This window comes from Marinobacter halodurans (genome assembly GCF_004327985.1).
In the GTDB taxonomy this organism is placed as follows: domain Bacteria; phylum Pseudomonadota; class Gammaproteobacteria; order Pseudomonadales; family Oleiphilaceae; genus Marinobacter_A; species Marinobacter_A halodurans.
The window spans coordinates 1-25787 of record NZ_SJDL01000031.1; the positions used below are offsets into that span (position 1 = coordinate 1).

The window sequence follows — 25787 nt, forward strand, 5'->3', positions numbered from 1 at the left end:
CTTGGATACGATGGCATCAAACCGTTGATTAATCGGCAATCGAAAGAGAGGTTTGACCCCTTTCTCTTTGATATGTACCAGTCTCAGAAACTAATTCTCGTTGATCAAAGCGACTGGCTCTTCAGCCATTCCGGGATGCATATTCCCAGCGAGGAGGTCTTCATCCAAAGCTATAAACGGGCAATTATGGAAGAAAGACTACTGAATAATTCGAGCTTTGGGCGGTACTGCAAATGATTAGTATCCTCGACCTTACCTCCAGAAGAAGTAACCCCCATATCACGATGCATATCCTGGCATGGTCGGAAATCGGATTGAAAACTCTCGAGTGGACCAGGCAGTGGAAGCGAATCATCGCATTCATCGCCAGTATGGCGATGCTAGCCACCACCAGCGGATGCGCTCTGGCGACCTATTCGGGCCTGTCCTGCTGCACCTTTGGCCCGGTGATGGCAGCGGACGTCTCCGACGATGGCCAATATGCGCTGACGTCCCATCGCGATAACGCCCTGGTATTGTGGAACCTGAAAACCCACGAATACCGCCAACTCCAGGACAACGCCAACATCTACAGCGCCGCCTTCGTCCCGGACAGCCACCAGATTATGTGGCAGGGCCTGGACAACGTCGTACACGTTCAAAACCTGGATGGAAGCGGTGTACAACAGTTCCAGCTCCCGGTGGCAACCTATGGCCATCTGATTGATCGTGATCTGGGCCACTACTATTACTCGGATCAGGATTGGGGGCTATATCAGCGGGATGCCAGCGGCAATACCCGGATACTGAAAGGTCCGGACGACAAGGCATTCATCGGTTTTCACAAACTGCTGAACCTGTCGATGGATACCAAAGGCCAGCACCTGTTGACCGCGGGCTGGGGTGAGGCAAAGGCTTACGAGAAACCCTATTACCGTTCCATAGAAGCCCTACATGCCAAACATGCTGACTATCAAAACCTGAACTACGTTGCTCTATGGGATCTTCAGACCGGCTCCCCGGTCGCCAAATTTAATGGCTTCGACGCAAAGACTCACGCCACCCTCAGCCCCGATGGGCAATGGGTCGTTGGTTCCGACGAGTCGGGAAAGGCGTTCTACTGGAATACCGATGAGCCGGAAATCAGACATCGAATGGCCGGTTACTACGGCGGTATCTTCATCGAGAATACGGGATACGAATTGGGCGACCCACGTAACCGGGATACCAGTGGACTCATCGATGCCCCTCCAGGGGCGCAAGACATCACTCTTGCCAACACCTTTATCGACCACAGTGACTACTTCCTGCGGTTTGGCAATAACAGCCACATCGTCTCGCTGTTCAAGACCGGCAATCCCTGGCCCCAAGCCTATTTCGATCTCGGAGAATCCCCAGAACTCGTAACTTACGGCTCCCATTACTCGCGCAATACTGCCATTGCCACCTCGCCCCAGGCCGGGGTGCTGGTGATTGGTCACAACGACGACGGCGGCATCAGCGTGTATCACTTTGATGGAGAGAAGCAGACCCTGAAGCGGACCTGGGTGGTGGAGTAAGGGCTGACCACGCTCAATGTTCTCGACACCGTCCGGCAAGGCCCCGCTATCGACAACCTCTGGCAGACGGGAAAAGATGCTCGCTCAGCCACAGCGCCGCTAAACCAAGGGCTGCAGCCGTGTGCTTTCGAAACGATCCAGCAGGTGGTGCATCAGGTACACCGCCGACAGCGCCGCAGACACGCCAACCGCCAACGAGCTGAACCGGTAGAGGTCGCTGTAGATCAGGTCCTGCTGGGGCGACAGGTACTGGCCAAACAGGATCGCCATGGTGGTTAGGCCGCTGAAGCCGGAGGCCGACAGGCCGCCTTCCAGCGTGTGCAGCCGGGCGAAGATAAACAGGCTCAGCCACAGGCCGAAGGCGGTCAGCGGCAGGATGTTGAAGTGGTTGAACAGCAGCAGCTGCAACAGCAGGCCGACGTTACAGCCCACCAGGGTACCGATGGCCCGGTTCCAGGCGGCCGGTCCGGCGCCTTTCCAGTTCAGCGGGAACAGGATCAGGATAGTGGCCACCTGGGCCGACAGGGAGCCGCGCAGGTCCATCACCTGGAACGCAATGAACGACAGGGTGGCCACCGTGGTGGCCAGGATCACCTCATGGCGCCGGTTGCTGGCCGGTTTCGCTGGCATCTGCCGGGGCTGACGCGGTTCCACATCGGGAAAGGCCGTGTGCATCAGGCAGGCGATAAAGACGGTCAACAGGGTGGCGGCCCCGTTGGACAGCGCCAGGTTCACCACGTCCGCACCGGGGTAGCTGGCGAAGTTGAACTGCATGGACAGGGCGACGATGGACTGGGCGCCGAACAGCAGGTTCGGGCCGCGCGCCATCTCCCGGAACAGCAGCGCGAAGAGGCCGGCCACCAGCAACGTCATCGGCACCGGCTTGTCGCCGAACAGGCCATGCAGGACCAGCACCACCACGGTCACCAGACCGGCGCTGGCGGCAAACTGGCGCAGGATGTGCCCGTTGATGACCGGCACCATGCCCAGCAGCAGCATCGGATAGACGACATAGAAGGCGCCGTAGCTGCTGTGGGTCAGCTTGCAGTAGAGGAAGCCCAGGATGCCGCCGAAGGCGATGCGCAGGCACTGGCGCAGGTCGTTGGCGTTCATCTCCCGCTTCTGCACCATCAGCAGCGGCTTGATACGGGGCATGGGCAGACCTCAGTAGATGTAGTGCATCAGGCTGACGGCGTGGATCTGCAGGGTCCCCAGCCACGCCGCCGGGCCGCCGATCGGATACAGCTGCACCGTGGCCCGGGCGCCGGAAGGCAGTGACTGAAGCAGTTCCGGATTCTCCGTCAGGCTCAGGTGCAGCCGCTGGCGCTGGGCGTCACGCACCCAACGGTCCGTGGATTGGGGCGCCGCCAGGGTGCCATCGGCAGCCAGCTGGCCCTGGCGGGTGCCGGCATCCACTGCGTCGACGCGGGCCTCAAACACCTCGCCCGGCAGGGCATCGAACACCACCGCCGCGCCGTCGCCGGGCCTGACGTGGGACAGGGACTTCTCACGGAAATCGGCGATCACGTCCGCCTCGTCGCCCACCAGCGCGGCCATTGAGGTACCGGCCCTGGCGTAGGTGCCCGGTTCCACCTGCAGGTTGGAAATCACGCCATCCTCTTCGGCACGGATCTCGGTGTAGCTGAGGTTGAGTTGTGCCTGGGAGAGGGCGTTGCGGGCCTGGCGCAGTCGCAGGTTGGACTCGCCACTCAGGCCCCGCTGGACCTCCATCTGCTGCACCTGGGCCTCGGCCGCCTTGACCCTGGCCCGCGCCGCATCGTACTGGGACAGGGTCTGATCGGCCTGCTGGCGGGACACACCGCCCTGCCTGATCAGGTGCTTCATGCGGGAGGCCTCGCGGGACAGTTCCGCCGCCTGGGCGCGGGCCGCCGCCAGGTTGGCTTCGGCCGAGGCAATCGAGGCATCGTACTGGTCGTTCTGCACGCTGGCGTTCTCCAGCACCAGCTTCGCCTTGTCCAGGGCCAGTTGGTAGGGCCGCTGATCGAGGGTGAACATCACCTCGCCGGCTTTCACGTGCTGGTTGTTGTGGACATAAACTTCAGCCACCTGGCCACTGACCTGGGGCGCTACCTGCACCACGGTGTGCATCACCCGCGACTGGGGCGTCAGCGGCAACCACAGGTCCGCCATCAGGAAGTAGACAAACAGGACAACAAAGGCCACCAGGGATACGTGGACCCACCGGGCGAATTTCTGATCCGGCGTCATGACGGGGACGACTCCTTCGGTTTGGCACCCGCCAGGTGTTGGCGGACATTGTTTTCCATGACGGTGATCACCTGGGCGAACTGGTCCAGTTGCTCCGCGGTCAGGCCCTCGCAGATATCGGCCCGCACCGCCTTGATGCGCGCTTCCATCTGCGTGACCAGCTCGCGGCCCCGTGGGGTGAACCAGAGCGTGTGGGCCCGGCGGTCATGGGGATCGGGGCGGCGCTCGATTAGCGCCTGGTCCTCCAACTGGTTGAGGGTGCGGGTCAGCGACGGCATCTCGATTTCCAGTTCCCGGGCCAGGCTCTGCTGGCTGACACCTTCGCCGAGCTTGAACAGGTGCACCATCACCGACCAGCGGCTCTCGGTCATGGCCATGGGTGAGACGGCATCAGTTATGGCCCGGCGCCACAGGCGGTGCAGCCGGCCCAGTGCGCCACCGAGAGAGGGTTTAAGGCTGTCGTGAATCGATAACGTCAGCGGACCGGCGGATTCTGTGCCGCCCGATTTGGAATCAGTCATGGGGTCAGCTCCTTGATTCGCCGGAGGCAGAGAAGGGCCGGCGGATACAGTCGTTAGCAAGCTAATGTATAACGCATTCTAACGCCCCTTTATTTGTTTAGCCAGCTACATATCGTAAGGGCATTTCCCTATGGCATCGAAAGCACCGGTCGTTCGGCACGCGGTGACGGACTCTGGCGGGGATCGAAGGAGCAGGCGGGGCGGTTTGATACAGGCAATGGCGGGACCCGGGCACAGCGCTGGAGGAAGGGCACCGTGCCCCAGGGAATCAACTGGTCGGGCTTACCACATCAGATCGTCGGGGATCTGGTAATCCTTGTAGGGGTCGTCCTCGTCCGGCTGGTCGGACTTGGGATCGTGCAGGATCACGGGCATTTCGGCATCCCGTTCCAGGATCTTGCTGGCGGTATCCGCCGGGATCAGGTGGAAGTCCTCACCCAGCACCGCGATGGCCAGCCGGCCGCGGGCCAGCTTGTCGGCCTGCTCGGCGCTGACGTAGATCTTGTGGATCTTGGTGCCCACCACGAACTGGTAGGGCGTCTCGCCCCTGTCACGGGCGATGCCGTGCTGATCGACCATCTGCCGGATCTGGGCCTGGCGGGCCTGTTGCGCCTGCTGTTCCTGGCGCTGGCGGTTGATCTCGCGGTCCCGCTCGATTTTTTCCGCACGCGCCTTTTCAACCTCGGCCTTGCGGGCGGCGGCTTCGGCGTCCGCCGGTTTGTTCTGTTTGCGGGCCTTTCGCTTTTCCTGCCGCACCTGGCGGGCTTTCTTCTCGTCCGCCAGACCGGCCTGGAGGAGCTGTTCCTGCAGGGATTTCGCCATGATTCATTCTCTCCGCTTGCAATGCGGGCATTATCAACAATGGTGGCTACCGGAGGCAATGGTCAGAGCCGGCCCTGCCGATGCAGCCGGCGCAGCACCCAACGCCGGTACAACCAGGACAGCAGGGGCCGCACCAGCGGCAGTCCCATCAGCCAGGCCAGGGGCTTGAGACGGGGCACCCGCGCCATCAACAGGCGATAGGCCTCCAGTTCCCGATGGATACGCCCATTCGGGTCCCGCACATGCAGCTCCCGCAGGGCGGTGTCCGGATCGATGCCCAGGGACCGGAGTTCCGACTCGCGGCCGGTGATGTCGTACCAGACAACCCGATCCGCCGTCTCGCCGGCCCAGCGTTCATAGCGCCGCCGGTCCGCCCGGCAGCGCGGACAGGCGCCGTCATAGTAGACGGTAAGGGTATCGTTGCAGTCCGTCATTCCCTCTTGCATGTCATCAAACCGACCTCAGGATGGGTATAATGATGTGCCAAACGTGACAGGATGCAGCCACCATGAAACGGCCGGCTTTCATTGTCCAGCTGGAACAGGACCAGTCCTCAGGTGCCTCTCAACTGACGCTCGAGGCCCTGCGCGGGCTGGACGACTACCTCGCCAGCGGACCGGATCCGTCCGTCGACCAGTTGAATGAATTGGCGGACACCCTGGCCGAAGCACGGCCCAGCATGGTGCCGCTGGGCAACGCCATCCGCCGCTGGCTGGCCGCCATCGACCTGACGCTGACCGGCGACGAGCTGCGCCGCCAGGCCCGCGGCGCCACCCAGGCCATTTACCTCGACCTGTCCCAGGCCGGCCGGAATACCGCCCGGCATGCGGTCGACCTGGTGTCGCCCGGCACCGTTATCATGACCCACAGCCGCAGCGGTACGGTGATGCAGCTGTTCCGGGCGCTGGTGGACCGGCAACGGCCATTCAGCGTTGTGTGCACCCTCAGCGGCCCCGGCAACGAGGGCCGGCAGGTGGCTGCGGAACTGGCCGACCTGGGTGTCCCGGTGACCCTGATCACCGACGCCGAAATGGGATTATTCATGCCTCATGTGGACCTCAACCTCACCGGCTGCGACTGCTGGCTGGCGGACCATCACTTCCTCAACAAGACCGGCACTTACCTGCAGGCCCTAGCAGCCCGGGACCTGGGCAAACCCTTCTGGGTGCTGGCCGACGGTTTTCGCGACAGCCCGCTGACACGTGCTTCCGTCACCCTCGAGGAGATGGATCCCGCTGAGCTGGCCCCCATCGACAACCGGAATATCCGCATCCACAATGTCTACTTCGAACCGATTCCGGCGGCCCTGATCAGCGGCCGGGTCACCGAGAACGGACTGGAGCCCAACGCCGCGGCCGTCACTGGAGCCAATCGAACGACTCGTTGAGAAACCGGTTGTCCTTTTCCCGGACCACCTCGCCGTGGGCCATGACGATCTGCCGCGGCGTCCACGCCTTGATCTTCGCCAGGCCGGCCCGGGCCTGCTGTCGGTTGAAGCTCAACCGCCAGTCCAGCGGCGTCTTGCCATGCGGCGCCAGGACGCCGGCCAGCCGCGCAATCGGCTTCTGCCACCAGTTGAAGTGGCCCGGCGGAAAATTCTCGATCAGGTCGGCGACGATCAGCGTTTCGGAGGGCCGGTGGAAGAACACGGCCTCTTCCATCAGGCGCGAACCGGTGAACAGTACTTCATCGATTTCCTGGCGCCAGGATTCCCGGTGCCGGCCGTCGAGAACCTCATCGAAGTGGATATCCGGTCGTTTTTCGATCACCTGGCGCGTGCCGTACACCGTTGCTTCGGGATAGGCCTCGATCCATTCCGGCAGGAACAGGTGATGCAGGTGATTGGGGGCGACCAGGTGCGCCACCGGTCCCAGGCTGCTTAACCGGTAGCGCAGGGCCCTTGTCAGGGTGACGGGACTGTGCACCCAGAGCGTGCCGTCCGCCAGTTGGACCAGGGTCATCCGTGTGGTGTATGGAAATCCATGGAAGGACACGGTTTCGCCGTCCACGACCCATAGATTTCCGGCAAGCTGCTCCATTGCTCCCTCCCAGTGCTCCGTCTGGTCCATTCCCTGATCGGTTCAGGCCCCGCTATCCGGCGCCAGCAGCCAGCGCCGGGCCTCGCCCATGGCATCGGCCGGAAATGTCCGGATCGCTGCCGCCACCAGGTGGCTGCCGAGGGTCTCCGCCGCGTTGACCACGCCGGAGTCGGTGACCAGCGCCACCCGGCGGATATGGCGGTGATGATCCCGGATGAACCGTAGATGATGCAACATGGAGGCAAAGGACGCCCACCCGGGAAACGTATCCACATGGACCAGCAAGCCTTTCAGGGCATCATGCGCCTCGATATAAGGGTCGATCACGTTCGCGGCATACTGGAAATCCTCCCGGGTCAGGGCCCGGTCCGGCTCCAGGATGGCGATGCCACCGTCGCGATCCAGTGTCACCTTCAACATGGTCACCTCCCTGCAGAACCGCGCTGTCGGTTGGTCCGGGGAACTATTCCTCCATGTCCCAGTCTAGCGCCACAATCCCGCATCGGGATACCCACCTTCCGGGACCACGATGATGCGGCACGTTCGATCCCGATCGCGCTATACTGCCGGTAAACAAGAGCGCCTTATACATGGGCCCAACCAGAGCCAGCGTTGTCAATGACCGCCATTGAAGTCTACCGCCTGCGTCGCAAGCCGGCCCGGGTTCGCATCGAAAACTACCGCAAGTACGTTGTCCTGAACATCACGGCCATCGCCGGTACGCTCATCCATACCGGATTCATCGGCCTCTTCACCGTCATTGGTGCGGATACGCTGGCCCTGTTCAACATCCTCAGCGTCCTGGTCCTGGCCGTCTCGCTGTGGCTGAACCGGGCCGGCATGCACGCTGCGGCCATCTATCTCATGTGCCTGGAGATCGCCGGGCACGCGTTCCTGGCCACCGCGACCCTCGGTGCCGCCGCCGGTTTCCACTACTATCTCTGGCCGGTGGCCTGCGTGGCCGTGATCAATCCGCGCATGCTGCCCAGGCAGGCCGCGGTTATCGGCTTTACCCTGATTGCCCTGTTCGCCTACCTGCAGCTGCGCTACGCGGCCCTGCCCTATGGCTTCGCCTATGCGGAATATTTGCCGCTGCTGCTGTTCTTCAACGTGATGGCCGCGGCCCTGCCCCTGATCCTGGCCGTGGTGATGGTGCGCCAGATCAACGAATCCCAGGAACGGCGGCTGACCGAGATCGCCAACCGCGACGAACTGACCGGTCTGTACAACCGCCGTTTCGGCAATGACTTCCTGCACCAGACCTTCGCCGCCAGCGACCGCCTGGCCCGCAACTACTGCATCGCCATGGGGGACATCGATCACTTCAAGGCGGTCAACGACCGCTACGGTCACGAGGCCGGGGATCAGGTACTTGAGGACATCGCCATTGCGCTGCTGGGCGGGTTCCGGCGTTCCGACTGCCTGTGCCGCTGGGGCGGGGAGGAGTTCATGATCGCCTTCCCGGACACCACCCGGGAAACCGCCCTGGCGGCGCTGGAGCGCTTCCGCGACCGGCTCGCCAGCCACTATTCCCGGGTCGACGGCGAACGCATCAACGTCACCATGAGTTTCGGCCTGGTCAGCGTGCGGCCCGGAGAATCCGTGGAAGCCGCCATCAAACGGGCCGACCACTGGCTCTACGAGGCCAAGCACCAGGGCCGCAACCGCATCGTCAGCGACGTGCATGACACCGGCGCGGATGTCCTGAGCCACACGGGTTAACAGCAACCCGGATCACCGCCTGATCCCTAGCGTCATCCTCACCAATGAGTGTCCGCCAGATAGTAACCGACCTGGATCCGGCGAGCGCAGGGCTGGATTCATGGCGCTCCCGGGCACTAACCTGGGGCCATGAGTGAATCCCTGATTGTTGTCTTCGGCGGCACCGGCTTCCTGGGCGCCCGCATCGTGCGCGAGGCCCTGCTGGCCGGTCACCGCGTGCGCATCGTCGCCCGCCACCCGGATACCTTGCCGGTGTCCTCGCCCAGGGTGGAGTACCGGGCCGCCGACCTGCTGGAACCGGCCTCCATCGATCCCGCCCTGGCCGGGGCCGATGCGGTCGTCAACGCCGTCAGTCTCTTTGTGGAGAACCCGCCCAGCCTGACGTTCGAGTCGATCCACGTCGCCGGTGCGGCGTTGCTGGCACGCCGGTGCCGGGAACAGCGCGTGCCGCGCCTGATCCATCTGTCGGGACTCAATCCCGATCCGGCCTCCCGATCCCGCTATGTGAGCGCCCGGGGCCGCGGTGAGGCGGCGGTGCGCACTGAATTCCCGAACGTCACCCTGCTGCGTCCCGGCGCCCTGTTCGGCGATGGCCAGGGGCTGCTGGCCACGCTGGCCAAGCTCTCACGCCTGCCGGTGGTTCCCCTGTTCGGCCGGGGCGACACCCGACTGCAGCCGGTCCATGTGGATGACGTGGCCCGGGCGACCATCATCGCCATCGAAGGGCCTGGCACCGGCGGCCGGGTGTACGAGTTGGGGGGTGCCGATACGTTGAGTTACCGGAGCCTGGTGCAAGCCGTCATGTTCCAGCAGCGGCGTCATCGGCCCCTGGTGCCGGTACCGTTCAGCCTGTGGTTTGCCGGGGCGGCCCTGCTCTCGGTGCTGCGTTCGCCGCCACTGACCCGTGACCAGTTGATCCTGATGCAGGCCGACAATGTCGTGGGAAAAGGTGCCGCCGGCTTCGCCGATCTGGGCATCGAACCACGGGGCATTGAGGACGGATGAGGGGGCAGGGAGCAGCCAGTACCGGCCGCTTGGCCTGGATCACCGTTTCGGTGAAAGCGTTGTCGGGCACCTCATCGATTGCGTCGCTCATGGCTGGGCTCCGCTCTGTGGATTGGCAGGTGTCATGCGTGATCGCCGCCCGCACCGGGACCGGGAAGGGCGGGCCGACAGCGGCCTTCCCGGCCCGATGCGACCGCCCCTCCAGACGTTTTCCTGCCTCAGGGCAGAAACCGGGGCAACACCAGTAACACCACCCCCACGCCCACCATCGGCCACACCGCACTGACCACATACGGATAGAACATCAGCCCCAGCCCGGTATAGAAATACCGCTTGTCCTGTTGGCGGCGCCCATAGATGAAATACCCCAGCCCGATCGAACTGAAAATCAGGGCTACAAACAGGGTTGTCGGATCCAGCATGTCGCGGCTACCTCTCGTGTGTGTCACTTTCCCGGATAAAGCTCTGCGGCGGCTTGCCGAAATGGCGCCGGAAGGTCGCCACGAAGGCACTGCTGCGGTACCCCAGTGAATAGGCCACCGCGGCACTGCTTTCCCCTTCTCCCAACCGGTTAATCGCCTCCAGCAGGCGCAACCGTGTACGCCACTGCTGGAAGCTCATGCCGGTCTCGGCGCGGAACAGCCTTTCCATCGTCCGCGGACTGGCACCGCAGCGGCGCGCCAGTTCGTCCAGCCGCCGGGTTTCGGCCGGGTTTTCCGCCAGTACCTGCATCAGGGTCTGCAATCGACGATCGTGGCCGGCGGGCAGATAAAGGGGGGAGGGCGTCAGGCGGCCGATCTCGTCCAGCGCCACCTGCAACAGCCGGCTGTCGGCACCGGCCGGGCCAGATCCATCCCCATAATGCGCCGGATCAGGGCCCGCAGCAGCGCGGTCATTTCCATCGCCTGGCAATGCTCCGGCAGGCCGTCACAGACGCTGGCGTCCACATAGAGGTAGCGGACCGAGGCCGGCGTGTGGGTGGTGACCTGATGGTTCAGTTGCGGTGCGATCCAGACCGCATGGGTCGGCGGCACCACCCAGGCGCCGCTGTCGGTGCGGATCTGCAATACGCCGGACTCCGCCCAGGCCAGTTGGGCCCGCGGATGGTGGTGGAAGCGGACGGTCCGGTCGCTGCCGTAGACCGCCGCGTGGCAAAGCACCGGCCGGAGGGGATCCTCAACGAGTCCCTTGCCCTGGGGTTCGTGCTGTGTCGTGTTTGCGATATCCATTGTCAGTCTGTCGTCTTTTCACATGACGAGCTTACACCCATGATGGAGCCACTTTCACGACAGGAGTCACGCCGTGCTTGATAAGCGTCATCTCAGCCAGGGCCTGGTGGCCATCGCCGTCCTCCTGGCGATTCTGATCCAGCTCCATCCGCCGGCCGCGCTCAGCGCCGGGCAGACCCGCACGCTGGGCATCGTCCTGGTGACGCTGGTGCTCTGGGCCACCGGCGTGCTGCCGGAGTACCTGAGCGCACTGATTTTCTTCCTGGCGGCCCTGTTGCTGGAGGTGGCCACGCCGGCGCAGATCTTCTCCGGGTTCTCGTCTTCGGCCTGGTGGCTGATCTTTGCCGGCATGGTGATCGGCATGGCGATTCGCTCCACCGGCCTCGGCGACCGGGTGGCCGCGCTGCTGGGGCGGCACCTGGGCCACAGCTATCGCGGGCTGGTCGTGGGGCTGGTGGTGGTCTGCACGCTGCTGGGTTTCGTCATGCCGTCGTCCATGGGCCGTATCCTGATGATGGTGCCGGTCGGCCTGGCACTGGCCGAGCGCTGCGGCTTTGAAACCGGCAGCCGGGGCCGCACCGGCATCGCCCTGGCCGTCACCTTCGGCTGTCACGTGCCGACCTTTACCATCCTGCCGGCCAACATTCCCAATATGGTGATGGTGGGCGCCGCCAACACGATCTACGGTGTCGACTTCAGCTATACCGATTACCTGCTGCTGCATTTCCCCATCCTGGGCGCGCTCAAGGCCCTGATCATCGCGGGCCTGATCCTGCGTTTCTTTCCCGCTCGCATGGCGGTAGCGCCGGCCACACCGGACCACCGCGACGCCATCGGCCGCATGACCGGCCAGCAGCGCTACCTGGCCGTCATCCTGCTGCTGGCCCTGGCGCTGTGGCTGACCGACAGCTGGCACGGCGTCAGCCCCGCCTGGGTGGGTCTGGGCGCCGCCATTTACCTGCTGCTGCCGAAGGTCGGACTGGTGGACAACCGCCGCGTCGGCCAACAGCTCAACATCACGGTGCTGCTGTTCGTGGCCGGCGTGCTGGGGCTGGGTGCGGTGGTCAACAGTTCAGGCCTGGGCCAGGTGCTGGCCGCCACCCTGGAGGACTGGCTGCCGCTGGCGCCCGGTGCGGATGCCCGCAACTTCTTCTCCCTCGTGGGCATGGCCTTCACCACCGGTATCCTGACCACGCTGCCGGGGGTTCCGGCCGTGCTGACACCCATGGCGGGACAGCTGTCGGATCTGACCGGCATGAACCTGGAGGCCGTGATCATGACCCAGGTGGTGGGCTTTTCCACCATCCTGCTGCCGTACCAGTCCGGCCCGCTGCTGGTGGGTATGCAACTGGCCAACGAGCCGGTGCGCAGCCTGCTGAGAATCACGGTTCCATTGACGGTAATCGCCCTGTTGATCCTGACGCCGCTGGATTACCTGTGGTGGCAACTGCTGGGTCTGTTCAACACCGCTGGCTGATCAGTGATCGAAGCGGCGGGCCTGGCTGTAGCGATCCCGCCAGTAGTAGCCATCGAGGCGCGACTCGGTGACACCCACCGAGCTGGAAGCATGGATAAAGCGCTCGTCGCCCATGTAGATGCCGGCGTGCTGGTCCTTGCCCTCGATGCGGAAGAACACCAGGTCACCGGGCCGGATCTGGTTCAGCGGCACCACGTCCCCCATCGCCAGCATCTGGTCGGTGGTGCGCGGCAGCAGCCGGTCCAGCCCCTCGCGGTAGGCGGTCATGATGAAACCGGAGCAGTCGAAGCCGTCGCCGTCGGTACCGCCATAGCGGTAGGGGGTGCCTTCGTAGCGCTCGAACACCTGCCACAGGCGGGCCGCAGTGTCCGACGTGGCGACCGTATCCGGTGGCGTGGCCGGGGCGCGCGGCAGGGAGGTATTGCTGGCGCAGCCTTCCAGGCCCAACGCGGCCAACACGAGCCAGAACAGGGCCGGCACGGCGCTGCACCGTCCGGCAAACAGACTGAAATACAGTATCCTGGCCATGTTCGAACAACCAACCCGTGAAAAAGAAAGAGTATCTGTTTACTTTATAAGCAAATTCCCTGGCTGTCAGGTTACGGTTGGCTCACCGGGTGACCCAGCCGCCGCTTATCGGGAATACCTGGCCGACGAAGCAGTCCGCCGCTTCGCTGCATAGATAGGCGGCCAGGCTGGCGTCTTCGCGGGGCGTGACCAGACGCCCCAGCGGCACCTCCCGTTGCACCCGTTCCTGGAAGCGGGGATTGGCCTGGACATCCGGCGGGAAATAGGTGGGGTTATCCACAAAGTTCTGGGCGATCGCGTTGAGCTGGATGTTGTGCCGTGCCAGCTCGACGCCCGCCGACTGGACGTACGCCAGCTGCGCTCCCCGGGCGGCGCTGTAGGTGGAGGCCCGCTTCATGCCGCGCAGGGCCGATGCACTGCCCATGACCAGGATCTTCCCGCGGCCCTGGTCCAGCATGCCCGGCAGCACCGCCTGCACCAGCCGCGGCAGGGGATCGACCAGCGCCGAGAACACGTTGCGCCATTCATCCTGGGTCACTTCGTCCACCGGCGTGCTGGGGGCGGCAATGGCCAGGTTGGCCACCAGCACATCCACATCACCGGCGGCGCGGACCACCTTGGCCGCCGCTCCGGTGGGCAACAGGGGTGTGGTGTCATCGATCACCGTGGCGCCATGCTCGGCCAGCACCTCACACAGCGCCGGCCCCATGAAGTCATCCGCCTGGGTGACCAGAATGCGTTTACCGGCCAGGGATTGACCCGACAATGACATAAGCACCTCCTGACAGACCGTTAGGGATTCAGACCTCACCATAACCCGGCGTTGCGGTAAATGCAGCCCGCCACGGGGGGCATCCGCTCCGCACACCGCGGGGGTTCAGTCGCCATCGCGGTACTGGCGTACCTGGTTGCGGCCCTCGCGCTTGGCCCGATACAGGGCGCTGTCGGCCTGGGCCAGGACCTGCTCCATCGGTTGCTCTCCGGCGGGCGCCAACGTGCTCAATCCGACGCTGATGGTCACGACCGGCGCCACCTCGGAACGGGCATGGGGTATCGCCAGCGATTCCACCCGGGCACGCAGCCGTTCGGCAATCACCCCGGCATCGGTTTCGGGGGTCATGGGCAGGACGATGGCAAACTCCTCGCCACCGTAGCGGGTCACCAGGTCCGTGGGGCGTCGCACCACGTCGGTCAGGGCTTGGGCGATGGCCTGGAGACACTCGTCGCCGGCCTGGTGGCCGTAATGGTCGTTGTAGCTCTTGAAGCAGTCGACATCGCACATCAGGATCGACGTCGGCAACTGGTCCTGGTGCGAACGGCTCCATTCGCGATTCAGGAACCGGTCCAGGCTACGCCGGTTTGCCAGCCCCGTCAGCTTGTCGGTACTGCTCAGCTTCTCCAGATCCCGGTTGGACTGGATCAGTTGATCCTCGGCGTGGTCGATTTCCTTACGGAACAGGTACGAAAAGCTGCCACTCAGGGTCATGGCACCGACCACGCTGACGGCAAACATCCAGTGAACCAGCGGCTCCGGCACGGGCGTCGCCGCCTCGGCAAAGGCAAACTGGCAAACCAGGAACAGCACCACCAGCACGCCCAGCAACAACGCCAGCATGCCAGCCCTGTAGCGGATAAAAATCAGGGAAAGCACGCTGCCAATGGCGTAGTAGAAGAGGTGAACACCGGCCGCCGCGCCAATGAAATAGGTCACCACCAGGATCTGGGTGCAGGCATTGATCAGAACGAGATTGCGGGAATAGGTGTGACGCTGCCCCCAGTTGAACCCCAGAGCCGCCAGGTAACCCGCCATAAAGAGCATGTTCAGGGAGAAAACCGGCCAGTACAGGGCCATATCGTAAAACAGATAGAACAGCTGGTAGGGCAACGTGGCCACGGCGCCGAACAGGGCGATCTGGTTCGTCAGCGCAATCTGTCGCGCCAGTCGCGGCGGCCGACCCAGGGTACCCCGCAACCAGAGCTTTTTGATCGATGCGTACATAGAGACCTTCGTGAGCCAGACTCACACACTATAGGTCAGATGTACGATCCTCACGCGCCAACGACCACCAACATGTCCAGACTGTCATGCAATGATATCCCCCAACAGTTCCTCAGGGGCAGCTTTCGCGCACCAGCAGACGGGTGGGAATCAGCACATTGCGGTCCTGCTCCTCCCCCAGGAACAGGCGCGCCGCCATCCGCCCCTTCTCAGCGCTCTGCTGGTAGACCGTAGTGAGCGACGGGTGCAGGGTGTTGCCTTCGGGAATACCGTCGAAGCCGACAATGCGCAGGTCCTCGGGGATGCGCAGCTTCATCTGCAGTGCCACCTGGATGGCCGCCAGCGCCAGCCGGTCACTCATGCACAGCAGCAGATCCGGCCGCTGCCCGGTATTGAGGGCCTCCCAGGCGGCCTGATAGGCGTCGGGATGATCGTTGGTGGGGGTGGACCAGATACGCTCGGGAGGAACATCGTGGCCGGCAGCATGCAGGGCATCGAGATAGCCGCTCAGACGTCGCACCGAGACCGCCCGCTGCTCGCGGAACAGTTCCCGGTCTTCGATGCGGCAGACGCGATCCGAGGCCACCAGACGCAGCCCAAGGATGCTGACCCGCTGCGGCGGCGTTTTCAGGGCGTGTTCGGCACTGGTGCGTGCGCCTTCGTAGTTGTCGATGTTGACCCAGGTACAGCCTTCCAGGTCGAAATCCACCGCCACCATGGGTTTTCCCTGTTGCAGAAGCCGGTCGTAGGTGCGGCCCTTGGACAGCCAGCCGTAGATGATAAAACCGTCCACCATCGCTTCCTGCAGGTGGCTGCGGTATTCGCTGTCCGGATCCTGACTGGACAGCAGCAGCATGTTCATCCGGTTCTGGTCGAAGACCTCGGCCAGCCCATGCAGGAATTCACTGGCCACCGGATCGGTCAGGGAGTAGGCCAGGTTGTCCGCCAGCATCACGCCGACATTGCCGGTCCGCCCGGTGCGCAGGCTGCGGGCCGCGGCGTTGGGGCCCATGTAACCGAGCCGCTTGCACTCGTCCAGGATCCAGCGCCGGCGCGCTTCGGACAGCTGGTCCGGCCGGTTGAAGGCATTGGAGATGGTGGCGGTCGAGACGTTGAGCAGCTCCGCCATACGCTTGACGGTCAGCCGCTCCCCGTCCGGGCGCGGCGGTACGCCCCTGGCCGTCATCCCTGGGCGCCTTCCAACTGGGCGTCCCCAACCTCATTGGCCGCCGGGGCCCGGGTCCGGCGCAGCACCTGACCGTTGTCGTCAAACAGGTGTGCGCTGTCGACGCTGATCACCGGCACCAGTGACTGCCCCGGAACCACCGGACAGGGCACCGGCTGGCGTACCACCAGGGGCTGGCTGGCGCCGGGCACGTCCAGGTAGACATAGGCCTCGTTGCCCAGGTATTCCACGTTCATCACCTCCAGCGGGGTATCGTCGGGGCCTGGCTTGCGCAACTGCAGGTGTTCCGGACGTATGCCCAGGGTCACCGTCGCGCCCGCCTCCAGCCGCGAACTATCGCACGCGCAGCGGGCGGGGCCAATACCGTCCAGTGCCACCTCGCTGGTGTCCGCACCGGGTTTTGCCAGGGTACCGGGCAGCAGGTTCATCTTGGGCGAGCCGATAAAGCCCGCCACGAACAGGCTCTCCGGGTTCTCATAGAGGTCGAAGGGCGAGCCCACCTGCTCGATGTGCCCCTTGTTGAGAACCACGATCTTGTCCGCCAGGGTCATGGCTTCCACCTGGTCGTGGGTCACGTAGATCATGGTGGACTGCAGCCGGTTGTGCAGCTTGGCGATTTCGTTGCGCATCTGCACCCGCAGACTGGCGTCCAGGTTCGACAGCGGCTCATCAAACAGCATGATGCGGGGTTCCCGCGCCATCGCCCGGCCGATGGCCACCCGCTGGCGCTGGCCGCCGGACAGCTCCCGCGGCTTGCGGTGCAGCAGCTCGCCCAACTGCAGCACGTCGGCGGTCTTCTGCACCCATTCGCGGATTTTCTCCTTACCCGCTCCGCTGCCCAGCTTGAGGCCGAACGCGATGTTCTCGAAGACGTTCATGTGCGGGTAGAGCGCGTAGGACTGGAACACCATGCCCACACCGCGCTCCTTGGGCGACAGCTCGTTGACGATCTCGCCGTCGATCTCCAGGGTGCCGTCGGTGATTTCCTCCAGTCCGGCGATCAGTCGCAGCAGGGTCGATTTGCCGCAGCCGGAGGGGCCGACGAATACCACGAATTCACCATCCTCCACCCGCAGGTCGATCTGGTGGATGATTTCCTCGTTGCCAAACGTCTTGGTGATGTTTTTCAGTTCCACACAAGCCATGTTCAATGCTCCCGGGCGTCGTGCGCGCCCTGTTTCAGAGTTCGGCGTAGAAGGCCTGGTACGGCGGCAGCTCAATGGTGCCGTCGTGCAACCGGCCGCGGAATCCATGGCCGTCAACAGGCCGCAGGTCCCGGCCCGACCAGTCCAGGGACTGGGCCTCACCGGTGATATTGATCGCCACCAGCAGGGTCTGTTCAGGGTGACGGCGGATCCAGCACAGGACGTCGCCGGTGCCTTCCACCAGTTCCAGTTCGCCGCCGCACAACGCCGGCTGCTGCTGGCGCCATTGGATCAGCGTGCGCATGCGGCTGAGGATGGAATCGCTGTGCTCCTCCTGGACGCTGACCGCGTACTCCAGGTGATCGCGATCGATCGGCAGCCAGGGCTCGCCGGTCGTGAAATCGGCTTTTTCCGTGGGCGTCCAGATCATGGGCGTGCGGCAACCGTCGCGACCGCGGAATTCCGGCCAGAAGTTGATGCCATAGGGATCCTGCAGGCGTTCGAACGGCACATCCGCTTCCGGCAGGCCCAGTTCCTCGCCCTGGTAGATGCAGACACTGCCACGCAGGGACAGCAGCAGCGCCATCAACACCGGCGGATAGGCCTGCGGGTCTTCGTCGCCGCGACTCCAGCGACTGACCACCCGCACCACGTCGTGGTTGCTCAACGCCCAACAAGGCCAGCCGTCGCCGATCCCGTTCTCGTAATTCCGCACCACGTCACGGATGTACTCCGGGCTGAAGCTGTCCGTCATCAGGTCGAACGAGTAGGCCATGTGCAGGCGCTGGTCGCCGGCGGTGTACTCGGCCATGCGCTCAAGCGGCCTGTCGTCGCCGATTTCGCCCACCAGCGTGGTGTCCGGGTAGCTGTCCATCAGCGCCCGCATGTCGCTGAGGAAGTCGAGGTTCTCCGGCTGGCTCAGGTCGTTGACGTGGCGCTGGTAGGTGTAGGGGTTCACACCCTTGGCCACCACCGTTTTCTTCTCGCCCGCCGGCACCGCCGGGTTATCCGCCAGTGAGCGGTTGTGGACGTAGAAGTTGACCGTGTCCAGGCGGAACCCGTTGACGCCCAGGTCGAGCCAGAAGCGCATGTTGTCCAGGTGGGCCTGGCGCACATCCGGGTTGTGGAAATTCAGGTCTGGCTGGCTGACCAGGAAGTTGTGCAGGTAATACTGGCCGCGCCGGGCATCCCAGGCCCAGGCACTGCCGCCGAAGATCGACAGCCAGTTGTTGGGCGGCGTGCCGTCGGGACGTGGATCGGCCCAGACGAACCAGTCTGCCTTCGGGTTGTCGCGGCTGGCCCGGCTCTCAGCAAACCAGGGGTGCTGGTCGGAGGTGTGGGACAGCACCTGGTCGATCATCACCTGGAGCCCCAACCGGTGGGCCTCGGCCGTCAGCGCCCGGAAGTCGTCCAGGGTACCGAACATGGGGTCCACCGCCCGGTAGTCGGAGACGTCGTAGCCGAAATCCTTCATCGGCGAGAGGAAAAACGGCGACAGCCAGATGGCATCCACCCCCAGCGAGGCCACGTAGGGCAGGCGCGACATCACCCCCTTCAGGTCGCCAATGCCGTCCCCGTCGCTGTCCATAAAGCTACGGGGATAGATCTGGTAGATCAGTCCGCCTTTCCACCAGGGTCGTGCTTGGGTCATAAATCGGGACTCCTAGAATCAGCCTTTCACCGCACCCGCCGTCAGGCCGGAGACGATGCGTCGTTGGAAAATCAGGACCAGCACGATCAGCGGCACCGTGACGATCACCGAGGCGGCCATCAGGGTGCCCCAGGGCAATTCGTGCTGGGAACCACCGGTAATCAGGGCAATCGCCACGGGCACCGTGCGCTGGTCGTTGGTCAGGGTGAAGGTCAGGGCGAACAGGAACTCGTTCCAGGCGGCGATGAACGCCAGCAGGCCGGTGGTGGCCATGGCAGGGCCCATCAACGGGACGAACACCTTGAACAGGGTCACCACCGGCGAGGCGCCGTCGACGATGGCCGCCTCTTCCAGTTCCTTGGGCAGTTGCCGCATGAAGGTGGTCAGCACCCACACCGTGAACGGCAGGGTGAAGATGGTGTAGGAAAACACCAGCGACCAGGGGTTGTTGTACAGGTTCATCGCCCGGATGACTTCGAACAGGCCGGACAGCACCGCCACCTGCGGGAACATCGACACACCCAGCACGATCATCAGGATCGGCCCGCGTCCGCGAAAGCGCACCCGGCCCAGGGCATAGGCGGCAGTGACGCCCAGCAGCATGGCGATCAGCACTGTCATGGACGACACCAGCACCGAATTCCAGATACTGTCCAGGAACGACTGTTGGCCGAGCACCGACGTGTAGTTGCCGAAGTTCAGCGAGTGGATCCAGTAGTCCACGGTGAACAGCTCCGAGCCGCTCTTGAACGAGGTCAGGATCGCGTAATAGAACGGGAATACGGTGAACAGCAGGATCGCCACGATCAGGAAGAGGAAAGCAACCTTGCCCACATAGCGTTTCAACTGGCGGCGACTCAGCACAGGTTTGGCGCTCATGCGTCACCTCCGATCTGTTTGCGGCCCAGGTAAAGGTAGGTAATGCTCAGCAGGGCGATGATCAGGAACAGCACGGTCGATGCCGCCGAGCCGTAGCCCACGTCCTGGAACTGCACCAGTTGCTGGCGGGCGTAGACGGACATGGACATGGTGTCCTCGCTGTTGGACGTCAGCACGTAGATCACGTCGAACACCCGCAGGGCATCCAGCACCCGGAAGATGATCGCCACCATCAGCGCCGGCGTGATCAGCGGCAGGGTCACCCGGAAGAACACCCTCACCGGGTTGATGCCATCCACCTTCGCCGCCTCGTAGCAGTCCGACGGCAGCATCTGCAGCGCCGCCAGCGCCAGCAGGGCCATGAACGGCGTGGTTTTCCATACGTCCACCATGATCACCGCCCACATGGACAGGTCCGGGTTGGCGGTCCAGTTCAGCGGCGCGTCGATCACCCCCATACCCAGCAGCAGGTGGTTGATGATCCCGAACTGGTCGTGGAGCATCCAGCCCCACATCTTGGCGGAGACGATGGTGGGAATGGCCCAGGGCACCAGGGTCGCCGCCCTTACCCAGCCGCGTCCGCGAAACTGCATGTTCAGGGTCAGGGCGATAACCAGGCCAAAAACGGTCTCCAGGCTCACCGACACCACGGTGAAGAAGACGGTGTTCCAGACCGCGTGCCACCACACCGGGTCTGCCAGCACGCCGTACCAGGCGCCGTCGTCATAGACCAGGTAGTTTTCCAGCCCGATGAAGTGGTAGCTGCTCAGGTCGGAGAAGCTGGCATCGGTGAGTGAGAACCAGATGGTGCGCAGCAGCGGCCAGCCGGCCACACCGGCCAGCACCACCAGCATGGGGATCAGGAACAACCAGGCAGCGCGCACCCGCTGGCGGCTGACCCGGCCCTGCCGGCGGGGCATTACCCGATCCCCGGCCGGCGCGGTTGTAACCGGCTGCGTGGCAGCCGGATCGGTTTTGGACAGAGCCATGGCGACCTCGATCGACGGGGAGCGGCGCGCTTACCAGCCGCGCCGGCCCAGACGGTTCAGTTGATGATCGAGGCTGCCCAGGGCGTCCTCGGCCGAGCTTTCACCGGAAAGCACACTGTGCACCGCGTTATAGAAGGCGTTGCTCACCCGGCCATACTTGTCGCCGGTGGCCGAGGACGGGCGCGGCACGCCGTTCTTGAAGGTTTCGAACAGATCGCCGAAGAACGGCACCTTGGCCAGGACTTCCTCGTCCTTGTAGAGCTCCGGACGGGTCGGGTTGTAGCTGCCTTCGATGGCGCGACGTTTCTGCTCTTTGTAGCTGGTGAGGTACATCACCAGGTCCGCCGCCACTTCGGGGTGCGCGGAATACTTGGAGACCGCCAACTGCCAGCCACCCAGGGTACCGGCATGACGACCGTCCTCACCGCCCTTGGGCAGGGCCACCACGCCCACCTTGCCCTTGACCGGGCTGTCGGCGCTCTGGGCCAGCGACCAGGCGTAGGGCCAGTTGCGCATGAACACCGCATTACCGGACTGGAACACACCGCGGGCTTCTTCCTCGGTGTAGTTGAGGACACTCACGGGCGAGATAGTATCGATCCAGCTGTGCGCCATTTCCAGGGCTTTCACCGCCTGCGGGTTATCCACCGTGACCTTGCCGTCGCGATCGACGATGGTGCCGGCGTTGTAGCTGGCCAGCCATTCCAGCGCGTCACAGGTCAGCCCCTCGTAGGCCCGGCCCTGCCAGACGAACCCCCACATCTTGTCGTTGCCGGCCTTGCGTTCGCCGGCCTGGACCGTCTTGGCCACATCGGTCAGCTGCGCCCAGGTTTCCGGCACCGGCTGGTCGTATTTCTCCAGCAGGTCCTTGCGGTAATAGAGCACACCGGCGTCGGTGAACCAGGGCATGGCCACCAGGCGGCCGTCGACCGTGTCGTTACGCACCAGGGACTGGAAGTGCTCTTTCTCGGCGCCGTTGCTGTACTTGCTCAGGTCGATGAAGTTGTCCGCCAGCATGCCGGGCCAGATGACGTCGATCTGGAACACATCCACATCGCCCGACTGGGCGGCCAGCAACTGCTGGTAGAGGGAAAGGCGTTCGGTGGAGGAATTCGGCGTGGAGACCACCTTGACCTGGTTGCCGGTCTTCTCGGCCCAGGCCTGGGTGCCCTGCTCGCAGAGCTGTCGCTCGGCGCCCACGGCGCCACAGGAGATCGTGACAGTCGCCGCCTGTACCGATGCGGTACCCCAAAGTACGGCAGCCATCACACTCAGGACGGTCTTACAAACTCGTGTAAACATTATTGAACCTCATTTTGTTGTTGTCGGGTTCGCCGGATCTGGTGCACCTTGGGAGCCTCTGATCGAGGCGTTCATCAGAGGCTCCTTAATGCTTTAAGTCCACCAGTAAAGTTAGAGAAAGCGGGGCAGCCCCGCAACCGCCAGATCCACTTAAATTTAACTTAAATTTACAGGTGAACTTCCAGTCCCGCGGGCTCAGAACCAGGTTTCAGCCTGGACACCGAAGGTCCACTGACCGCCGGTGAAATCGTCCTGGCCGAAGGCATCCGTTTCGGCATAATCATTGAGCTCGTCACTCCAGGTGGAGTACGTGGCGAAAGCGCGGATTTCCGGGCGATTCCAGAAGCCCCCGACCTGGGGCTTGAACGTCGGTGCCACGGTCACCTTGGCGTAGTGCCCCTGGGCATCGCTGCGACCGGCGTACTGCTGTGGTTTGAGATCCATGGTTTGCCAAGTGGTCTCGTACTGCATTTCGAAGTTGGTATTGATCTCGTCGGCCAGGCGTACGTTGGCCGTCAACCAGTTGTATTCGTCGCCCTTGACGTAGCGATCCTGGCTGGTTTCCGCGAGGATCATGGGCGCTATCCGCCAGTTGTCACTGATATACGTGGTGCCGTAGACCCCAAAGCGGGTGGAGACGGCATCCTCGTTCAGGTTGCCGTCGGAACCGATGTTCTTGACTTCGGCGCCCAGCCCCTCACCGGCCATCAGGGCCACCTTGAAGTTGCCCTCGCTCAGCCCGAAGAAGCTGTCGCCGTGGTAAGCCAGCATGGTGTGGACACCCTTGTCCGCGACATTCTGGCTGCCGGCAACGACACGCTCACTGTTATCAGCCGCAGACATGCCGCTGATCATCCACTGGACGGGGCCGAAGTAGTTATTCGCCGTCAGCACCAGGTTATCGGTACTGTCGGTTTCCGGCTCCACGTTGGTGTCGGTCGGGAACTCGGAAAAACTGCGACCATAGAGCGACAGGTTCATCTTCCAGGCATCGTTGAATGCAATGTCGTACACGCCGGCACCGGTGCCAGCCAGGAACACGAAGTCGCTGTCGAGCCAGTGGAAATCGAAGTTATCCCGGTCAAATCGCTTACCGGCCCAGATGGAGGCGTTCTCAAACGCCCCGGTAAACGCCGGTAAATCGCTGAACTCCACATAGACCTGCCGTACGTTCAGTTGGGAGTCCGCTGCGGTCCAGTCGTTGGACGACTGGCTATAGTCGGCCAGCATGACGCGGTAGTGGGATTTTGCACCGTTCTCAAAGCGCTGAAGGTAATTGAGGGTCGCCTCGACGTAGGTGTTGTCCTCGTTACCCAGTCGGCCGACCGCACCACCCACGGAGCCGGCGGGGGTCAGGTAGGGATCGCCCGGGGCGCTCTTGCCGTTCTCGCCAATATCCAGTCCGGAACGCGCATAGCCGTTGAACGAGAAGCCCTCTTCACCCTCCATATGTCGCGCGAATTGCTCCATGCGTTCTTCGCGGGCACCGGATTCGGCATCCTGGGCTCGCTGTTGCGCCTCGATCAATTGTTGTTCGAGCGCTTCCACCCGCTCTTCAAGACTGGCCTCTTCGGCCGCAAGAGCAGCGGGTACCGACGTCAGCAGGAAAAACCCTGAAACGAGAGCCAGGTTCCGGCTCCGAGTCATAACGAGAGACATGAATACACCTCATCTTGTTGTTGTAAGGCTTTAAAGGTCTTTATTGGTTGACTTAATGCTTTAAGAGCGCAGCCAAAAAAAACGGAATCCAGCCTGTATCGCCCGATTCCGTCGAACCGCGAGAACTTAAAGCTTTAAGTCATTACCAAAATAAATGCCGGAGAGGTCGATCGACAACCCTTGATGTTACTTAATTTCAACTTAATTGCAGTTTGCAGGTATGGGACGCCGACACACCGTCTGTTTTCCTGGTCACTCAGATCCCGCCTTCCGACGGTGCCGGTATGATTCGGCGGCCCGGACCGCAGGGCGTTCAAACCATTCAATAGCGACCCGGACGGCGCGTTACGAGATCGACTTCCCCGAATTCATATGGCGTTCGTGCAGTTCGTTCGTACGCTCATTGAGCCGATCGCGGGCGTTCTCAAGGGCCTTCCAGGCTTCCTGTAACTCGGACAGGTCCTCATTGGCCGGCGTCTGATCCTGGACGCCACCGTCCAGATCCTCATAGGCGCCATACACCCGGTCTGCCACGGCCTGATACCGGTTCCAGGCGGCCTCATATTCCTCGCGCAGGGATTTCCATTCGGACTGCGCAGCCATGTTCACCTCCATTGGGTCGGTCACTGTCGTCTCACCCACAGCTGTACAGGATGACGGCCGCCCGGGACAACCTCGCGGCATGAAGACGACATTAACCGGACGTGACCATCTGCTCACTCCCGCTCTGTCGTCACTGTCGGCACTGGCCTTCGACCGGCACGGCGCGCCAGACTGGAAACACCGTGTCCTGGCAGGAGGCAGCATGCATTCAGTCCCGATTTGCGCGGCCGTTGCCGGCGATGGCGGCCATCCCTTTCGACTGGCCTCGCTATCCCTGGAGGCGCCACGCGAGGACGAGGTCCTGGTGCGGATCGTCGCCTGCGGCATCTGTCACACCGACATCGATATGGCGGCCAGTTGCGCCACACCGACCGTCCTGGGGCACGAAGGCGCCGGCATTGTCGAACGGGTGGACAAGGACGTGACCACTGTGGAACCCGGTGACCATGTGGTCCTGAGCTTTGCCAGCTGTGGCGACTGCGCAGCCTGCAACAACGGGGCTCCGGCCGATTGCGACGCCTTCATGGCGGCCAATTTTGCCGGCGCCCGGCTCGATGGCAGCCAGGCCCTGAGTGACGGGGTGAGCGGGCATTTCTTCGGGCAGTCGTCATTCGCCACGCACGCACTGGCCAACGCCCGTAATACGGTGAAGGTGGATCCGGACCTGCCGCTCGAACACCTGGCCCCGCTGGGCTGCGGCCTGCAGACCGGAGCCGGCACAGTGGTCCATTCCCTGGCCGTGGCCCCGCGCCAGAGCCTGGTCATCGTGGGTGCCGGCGCGGTGGGACTCGGTGCCCTGATGGCCGCCCGGCGTACCGGAGCCCGTCCCATCGTGGTGGTGGAGCCGGTGGCGCAACGGCGCTCACTGGCACTGGAGCTGGGAGCCGATGACGCCCTCAGCCCCGAGCAGGCGCTGGCCGGCGGTATCGCCGCCGCCTTCCCTCGCGGCGTCGATGGCCTGATCGACAGCGCCGGGGACAGCGGGATTTTCCGGGCCATTCCGGACTGGCTTGCCCACGGCGGTGCTGTCGCCTATCTCACCGGCGGCTACGGCGGCGGACTCAAGGACGGCCAGACCGGCCTGTCGGTGATCCAGGGCGACGCCGATCCCCAACGGTTTATCCCGCAGATGATCGACTGGTACCGCGCCGGCAGCTTCCCCATCGACCGGCTGATCACCCGCTACCCGTTTGACGCCATCAACACGGCCCAGGCCGATGCCGCGGCGGGGCGGGTGATCAAGCCGGTTCTGGTCATGTGATCC

The 25787-nt window shown here is 63.5% G+C and carries 28 protein-coding genes; 7 read left to right on the forward strand and 21 right to left on the reverse strand.

Annotated elements, in window-relative coordinates:
• Positions 1 to 237, forward strand: a 237-nt coding sequence (locus EZI54_RS24845) for a hypothetical protein (protein ID WP_207389253.1), incomplete at its 5' end; no start/stop codon positions are given.
• The gene (locus EZI54_RS17110; protein WP_131483100.1) at positions 234 to 1538 is read left to right on the forward strand and encodes a WD40 repeat domain-containing protein; all 1305 of its coding nucleotides are present in this window, start codon (positions 234 to 236) and stop codon (positions 1536 to 1538) included. The genes EZI54_RS24845 and EZI54_RS17110, both read left to right, overlap by 4 nt.
• Before the next feature lie 99 nt (positions 1539 to 1637).
• On the opposite strand, the gene EZI54_RS17115 is transcribed toward EZI54_RS17110, so the two are convergent.
• From EZI54_RS17115 to EZI54_RS17135, 5 genes are all read right to left on the reverse strand, one after another.
• Positions 1638 to 2693: a DUF2955 domain-containing protein gene (locus EZI54_RS17115; protein WP_131483101.1), complete on the reverse strand. Its 1056-nt coding sequence runs from the start codon at positions 2691 to 2693 to the stop codon at positions 1638 to 1640.
• Positions 2694 to 2702: 9 nt separating this feature from the next.
• Positions 2703 to 3767 carry an HlyD family secretion protein gene (locus EZI54_RS17120; protein ID WP_131483102.1) on the reverse strand — a complete coding sequence of 355 codons (1065 nt, stop codon included), beginning with the start codon at positions 3765 to 3767 and terminating at the stop codon, positions 2703 to 2705.
• Entirely contained in the window at positions 3764 to 4288 is a 525-nt protein-coding gene (locus EZI54_RS17125; RefSeq protein ID WP_131483103.1) for a MarR family transcriptional regulator, read from the reverse strand. The genes EZI54_RS17120 and EZI54_RS17125 overlap by 4 nt, the downstream gene beginning before the upstream one ends.
• A gap of 282 nt (positions 4289 to 4570) precedes the next feature.
• Positions 4571 to 5110, reverse strand: coding sequence for a DUF2058 domain-containing protein (locus EZI54_RS17130; RefSeq protein ID WP_131483104.1), 540 nt, complete (start codon positions 5108 to 5110; stop codon positions 4571 to 4573).
• A 62-nt stretch (positions 5111 to 5172) separates the two neighbouring features.
• Positions 5173 to 5544, reverse strand: a complete 372-nt coding sequence (locus EZI54_RS17135; RefSeq protein WP_131483105.1) for a thiol-disulfide oxidoreductase DCC family protein — start codon at positions 5542 to 5544, stop codon at positions 5173 to 5175.
• A gap of 74 nt (positions 5545 to 5618) precedes the next feature.
• On the opposite strand from EZI54_RS17135, the gene EZI54_RS17140 reads away from it, so the two are divergent.
• Entirely contained in the window at positions 5619 to 6497 is an 879-nt protein-coding gene (locus EZI54_RS17140) for an eIF2B alpha/beta/delta subunit family protein (RefSeq protein WP_131483106.1), read from the forward strand.
• On the opposite strand, the gene EZI54_RS17145 is transcribed toward EZI54_RS17140, so the two are convergent.
• Both EZI54_RS17145 and EZI54_RS17150 read right to left on the reverse strand, forming a co-directional pair.
• Positions 6469 to 7149: a DUF4336 domain-containing protein gene (locus EZI54_RS17145; RefSeq protein WP_131483107.1), complete on the reverse strand. Its 681-nt coding sequence runs from the start codon at positions 7147 to 7149 to the stop codon at positions 6469 to 6471. The two genes, EZI54_RS17140 and EZI54_RS17145, sit on opposite strands and share 29 nt — an antisense overlap.
• Positions 7150 to 7191: 42 nt before the next feature.
• Positions 7192 to 7569, reverse strand: a complete 378-nt coding sequence (locus EZI54_RS17150; protein ID WP_131483108.1) for a SpoIIAA family protein — start codon at positions 7567 to 7569, stop codon at positions 7192 to 7194.
• A gap of 198 nt (positions 7570 to 7767) precedes the next feature.
• On the opposite strand from EZI54_RS17150, the gene EZI54_RS17155 reads away from it, so the two are divergent.
• Both EZI54_RS17155 and EZI54_RS17160 read left to right on the forward strand, forming a co-directional pair.
• Positions 7768 to 8871: a diguanylate cyclase gene (locus EZI54_RS17155; protein WP_131483109.1), complete on the forward strand. Its 1104-nt coding sequence runs from the start codon at positions 7768 to 7770 to the stop codon at positions 8869 to 8871.
• A 129-nt stretch (positions 8872 to 9000) separates the two neighbouring features.
• Positions 9001 to 9876, forward strand: a complete 876-nt coding sequence (locus EZI54_RS17160; protein ID WP_131483110.1) for a complex I NDUFA9 subunit family protein — start codon at positions 9001 to 9003, stop codon at positions 9874 to 9876.
• A 218-nt stretch (positions 9877 to 10094) separates the two neighbouring features.
• Here EZI54_RS17160 and EZI54_RS17165 read toward each other — a convergent pair whose 3' ends face one another.
• The 3 genes from EZI54_RS17165 to EZI54_RS17175 are packed head-to-tail and all read right to left on the reverse strand — an operon-like array spanning position 10095 to position 11105.
• Complete coding sequence (locus EZI54_RS17165) at positions 10095 to 10298, reverse strand: hypothetical protein (RefSeq protein ID WP_131483111.1); 204 nt, start codon at positions 10296 to 10298, stop codon at positions 10095 to 10097.
• 7 nt (positions 10299 to 10305) lie between these two features.
• Positions 10306 to 10689, reverse strand: coding sequence for a helix-turn-helix domain-containing protein (locus EZI54_RS17170; RefSeq protein WP_165495780.1), 384 nt, complete (start codon positions 10687 to 10689; stop codon positions 10306 to 10308).
• Positions 10662 to 11105: an AraC family ligand binding domain-containing protein gene (locus tag EZI54_RS17175; RefSeq protein ID WP_131483113.1), complete on the reverse strand. Its 444-nt coding sequence runs from the start codon at positions 11103 to 11105 to the stop codon at positions 10662 to 10664. The genes EZI54_RS17170 and EZI54_RS17175 overlap by 28 nt, the downstream gene beginning before the upstream one ends.
• Positions 11106 to 11178: 73 nt before the next feature.
• Between EZI54_RS17175 and EZI54_RS17180 the strand changes: the two genes are divergently transcribed.
• Positions 11179 to 12582, forward strand: coding sequence for an SLC13 family permease (locus EZI54_RS17180; RefSeq protein ID WP_131483114.1), 1404 nt, complete (start codon positions 11179 to 11181; stop codon positions 12580 to 12582).
• Here the strand turns inward: EZI54_RS17180 and EZI54_RS17185 are convergent, their stop codons facing one another.
• The 11 genes from EZI54_RS17185 to EZI54_RS17235 form a co-directional block, all read right to left on the reverse strand.
• Positions 12583 to 13110, reverse strand: a complete 528-nt coding sequence (locus EZI54_RS17185) for a C40 family peptidase (protein WP_131483115.1) — start codon at positions 13108 to 13110, stop codon at positions 12583 to 12585.
• 82 nt (positions 13111 to 13192) lie between these two features.
• On the reverse strand, positions 13193 to 13882 hold the full coding sequence (locus tag EZI54_RS17190) for an SDR family oxidoreductase (RefSeq protein WP_131483116.1): 690 nt from the start codon (positions 13880 to 13882) through the stop codon (positions 13193 to 13195).
• 105 nt (positions 13883 to 13987) lie between these two features.
• Positions 13988 to 15109, reverse strand: coding sequence for a diguanylate cyclase (locus EZI54_RS17195; RefSeq protein WP_131483117.1), 1122 nt, complete (start codon positions 15107 to 15109; stop codon positions 13988 to 13990).
• A gap of 112 nt (positions 15110 to 15221) precedes the next feature.
• Complete coding sequence (locus EZI54_RS17200; protein WP_131483118.1) at positions 15222 to 16295, reverse strand: LacI family DNA-binding transcriptional regulator; 1074 nt, start codon at positions 16293 to 16295, stop codon at positions 15222 to 15224.
• Positions 16292 to 17440, reverse strand: coding sequence for an ABC transporter ATP-binding protein (locus EZI54_RS17205; protein ID WP_131483119.1), 1149 nt, complete (start codon positions 17438 to 17440; stop codon positions 16292 to 16294). The genes EZI54_RS17200 and EZI54_RS17205 overlap by 4 nt, the downstream gene beginning before the upstream one ends.
• A gap of 34 nt (positions 17441 to 17474) precedes the next feature.
• A complete protein-coding gene (locus EZI54_RS17210; protein ID WP_131483120.1) occupies positions 17475 to 19091 on the reverse strand; it encodes an alpha-glucosidase in 1617 nt (538 codons plus the stop codon).
• 18 nt (positions 19092 to 19109) lie between these two features.
• A complete protein-coding gene (locus EZI54_RS17215) occupies positions 19110 to 19952 on the reverse strand; it encodes a carbohydrate ABC transporter permease (protein ID WP_131483163.1) in 843 nt (280 codons plus the stop codon).
• A 14-nt stretch (positions 19953 to 19966) separates the two neighbouring features.
• The gene (locus EZI54_RS17220) at positions 19967 to 20890 is read right to left on the reverse strand and encodes a carbohydrate ABC transporter permease (protein WP_131483164.1); all 924 of its coding nucleotides are present in this window, start codon (positions 20888 to 20890) and stop codon (positions 19967 to 19969) included.
• A 99-nt stretch (positions 20891 to 20989) separates the two neighbouring features.
• On the reverse strand, positions 20990 to 22261 hold the full coding sequence (locus EZI54_RS17225; protein WP_131483121.1) for an ABC transporter substrate-binding protein: 1272 nt from the start codon (positions 22259 to 22261) through the stop codon (positions 20990 to 20992).
• Positions 22262 to 22456: 195 nt separating this feature from the next.
• Positions 22457 to 23908: a carbohydrate porin gene (locus EZI54_RS17230; RefSeq protein WP_423227007.1), complete on the reverse strand. Its 1452-nt coding sequence runs from the start codon at positions 23906 to 23908 to the stop codon at positions 22457 to 22459.
• Positions 23909 to 24265: 357 nt separating this feature from the next.
• Positions 24266 to 24523 carry a hypothetical protein gene (locus EZI54_RS17235; protein WP_131483123.1) on the reverse strand — a complete coding sequence of 86 codons (258 nt, stop codon included), beginning with the start codon at positions 24521 to 24523 and terminating at the stop codon, positions 24266 to 24268.
• Positions 24524 to 24725: 202 nt separating this feature from the next.
• Here EZI54_RS17235 and EZI54_RS17240 point away from each other — a divergent pair, with 202 nt between their 5' ends.
• Entirely contained in the window at positions 24726 to 25784 is a 1059-nt protein-coding gene (locus EZI54_RS17240; RefSeq protein WP_131483165.1) for an NAD(P)-dependent alcohol dehydrogenase, read from the forward strand.
• Positions 25785 to 25787: the final 3 nt, after the last annotated feature.